The sequence below is a fragment of the Acetobacter sp. DmW_125128 genome (assembly GCF_008704325.1).
Taxonomy (GTDB): domain Bacteria; phylum Pseudomonadota; class Alphaproteobacteria; order Acetobacterales; family Acetobacteraceae; genus Acetobacter; species Acetobacter oryzifermentans.
In genome coordinates this window covers 1-3,113 of the sequence record NZ_VHOP01000070.1, presented here as the reverse complement: position 1 = coordinate 3,113, position 3,113 = coordinate 1, and the positions used below count along the sequence as shown (strand labels likewise).

Sequence of the window (3,113 nt, the reverse complement as noted above, 5' to 3'; positions counted from 1 at the left end):
ATGTCTCGTCCGTAAAAGTGCCTGTTCCGTCTCCTTCTTCCATCCCTACAATATGGGAAGAATTTCAAGCGCTAACAGGCCCTAGCTTGTGGAGGGCAATGTCGGAAACAAAGAGTAGGAAAGAACTGTACCGAGCCGTAATTGAGTTTATGAAATATATTCCAAAGCCGTAAAAATATAATATTTTATTTAATGGAAGCCGTTCTTTTATATAAAAGAACGGCTTTTTTGAATTTTAAGTTATCGTTCCCCGAATGGTCTGTTGATGATCGCCATCACCTCGGGGGCAGAAAATATCCGGTTTCTGGCATACCCGGTGCGTTCCACTAAAATGCCTGCGGCTTGTAGTTGTTCCAGCGCAGTCTTGGTTGCAGGAGCAGAAATGTCTAGAATTTTCCCTAGTCGTATCGCTGTAATGACCGGGCAATCAACCAGAACATCCAGTGCTCTCAACGCTGCGGAGTTCTTTCTGTATGAACGTCTGCTCAGCCAGTCTACTTTCAGCATTTCGGTCGCCTTCCTGACAGCTTTGAATTCCTGCACAGTCCCAATAATGGCCTGTGACATGAAGGCAATCAGGGGGAGCCAGTTCAGTTTCTGCTGCGCCTGTTTCAGTGCGTCATAATAATCCTGTTTGTAAGCTTCAATGTAGGAAGAGAGATAGAGAGGTGGCTCTTTTTCCGCTGCGAGTATCATCGGGATCAGAAGTCTGCCAACCCGTCCATTGCCGTCCCTGAAGGGGTGGACAGCTTCAAAATGGGCATGGGCGATAGCAACCCGCGTGATGAGTGATTGGGTCATCATCTGCATGCCATCCCCCGCCATATAATCCAGTGTGTTTTGAAGACATTGGGGCACCCGATCAGGCGGGGGCGGGTTGTAGGTGGAATAGGCGATGTTATGTCTGCTGCCACCAATCCAGACAACGGTCGTCCGTAATGCGCCGGGATTACCGATATAGGATGTGTCATGCTTCATGACTTCCCGATGCAGTGCCAGCACGGTGTTGAGCGTGAAAACGGTTCTGCCTGATGCAGCGGCCAAGGGCAGGAATTTTTCAAGCGCCAACGCATAGTCCCTGACCTGACGTGTTTCCTGCGTAGCCAGTTCATCGTCTTCGTCAACGATCAGGAGTTCATCAAGGGTGCTGTGGGTGCCTTCCATCGCGGAACTGCTGACGGCCTCCTTGCTGCGAAGGGTTCTGCTGATGAGATAGGGATCGGTTGACGTCCGTGCCCACTCTGCAATTTCTCCCAGAGCGGCCATTGCCTGAGAGTGCAAGGCGGTGATGTCATCCAGATACACCCCACTTTCAGGCGGAGGTAGTGGGACAACACCATAATGGTTCTCATAAGGGGGAGGCAGACGGGCCAGACACTCTCTGACGCCTCCCGTTAAATCCTGACGGTTCACGGCGGAAACCTTAAGTATGAAGTAAAAATTCGATCCATATTTAAGTTTTATATCATAAACCTAATTTATGATCTATCGCTGTATGCTGTATTTAAGTTTATGGAAAAGCATTTCATACGTCACAATGGGTGTCAGATTGAATTTCTGTCGTCGTTTCCCTCGTATCATGGGATCGGGCAATTCGGGAGACTGCACTTTCACTGAGCCCATAGGTTGTTGCCAAAGACTTCAGAGTGATTCCGTTTTGTCTTTTTACTCTGATTTCCCGTTTCTGAGCGGTGGTCAGTCTTGATGGTCGTCCCATTTGCTTTCCCTGCTGGATGGCTCTGACCCGACCCTCTGATGTTCTGGTTCTGATCAGATCGCGTTCAACATCAGCAAGGCCCCCAAGGACCGCAAGCATCAGCCGTCCTGTGCTGGTGCTCGTATCAGTCCATGGCTCAGCTATTGAATGAAACTGTGCTTTTTTATTCGTAATCTCTTTAACTATAGAAAAGAGATCGAAAGTACTGCGGGCGAGTCTGTCGATACGGGTGACAACTACGATGTCACCTTCACCCAACGAGGCTATCAGCTTTTTGAGTTGTGACCGTTCGGAATCAGCGCCGCTTGCTTTTTCTCGGTAAATTTTTACGCAACCAAATTCTTTTAAATTTTTCACTTGTATATCAAGGGTCTGTCCAACTGTGCTGACCCGTGCATACCCTATTTTCTGGCCCATGCTCCACCTCTTTTCCGTGCAGGAAAGGGGCATCTTAGCACGATGTCTGTTTGAGTAATTCCTGATTTACGCAAGTGAGGAAAGTCCCACCTGACTCCATGAACTTCTCGTCCATTTTATTTCATAGAAAAATTGTTTGCACAACAAAAACATCAACTGAAACAGAAAAAACCTAACAGATATTTTTTGCGTAAATCAGGAATTAAACAAAATGACAGATGCTGTTTCTACTAATGTTTCAGGCGGGGAGACTTATTATTTTGGGGCGTTTGGGAGTACGTCTACTACTATCATAAGTACGACTGAACATAATAACTATATAACGATAGGTGATGGTGGTGGAAAAATAAGATGGCTTAATACTGGAAATACAGGGAGTGGTGTTTATACTTATTATATAAGCGCAACAACAAAATCCCAGCAAGATTCTCTTAGTATTGGTTATTTTGTTTTTCCCGGTATTGGGACGCCGTCTGTAAATTATAAGGGCGGGGTTACAACCATAAGTGGATATTCCAGTCAGTATCAATTTGGAATTACGCTAGTTTTAAATTGGAATTATTTTAATTTGGTAGATGGTACATCTACAGATCTTTCTAGTTTAGGATATACTATTGCTGACATTGGGAGGTACGGTCAGGAGCAGTGGGATATTCCTCAGCATGAAACAACACCTGCCTGCTTCCTGTCTGGCAGCATGATTCGCACGCCAAAAGGCGATATGGTCGTTGAAAACATCAAAATCGGTGATGAAGTTGTTACTTTCGATTGGAAGAGCAACAAGGAAGCGACCCAACCTGTTGTATGGGTTGGTAAATCACATACCTTTGTTTACGCTAACATGCCAGATGATGCAGCAGGATATCCAGTTCGTATCCTAAAAGATGCCATCACCGATGGCGTTCCCTACAAGGATATGCTGATCACGGCCGAACATTGCCTATTCTTCAAAGACAGCTTTGTGCCCGTCCGTATGCTG

The 3,113-nt window shown here is 46.1% G+C and carries 3 protein-coding genes; 1 reads left to right on the top strand and 2 read right to left on the bottom strand.

Annotated elements, in window-relative coordinates:
* Positions 1-240: 240 nt before the first annotated feature.
* Together FKW19_RS14610 and FKW19_RS14605 are read right to left on the bottom strand one after the other, a co-directional pair.
* Complete coding sequence (locus FKW19_RS14610; protein WP_089178405.1) at positions 241-1,413, bottom strand: Fic family protein; 1,173 nt, start codon at positions 1,411-1,413, stop codon at positions 241-243.
* Positions 1,414-1,525: 112 nt separating this feature from the next.
* A complete protein-coding gene (locus tag FKW19_RS14605) occupies positions 1,526-2,134 on the bottom strand; it encodes a recombinase family protein (RefSeq protein ID WP_025826046.1) in 609 nt (202 codons plus the stop codon).
* A gap of 211 nt (positions 2,135-2,345) precedes the next feature.
* On the opposite strand from FKW19_RS14605, the gene FKW19_RS14600 reads away from it, so the two are divergent.
* Positions 2,346-3,113, top strand: a 768-nt coding sequence (locus FKW19_RS14600; RefSeq protein WP_193561788.1) for a Hint domain-containing protein, incomplete at its 3' end; no start/stop codon positions are given.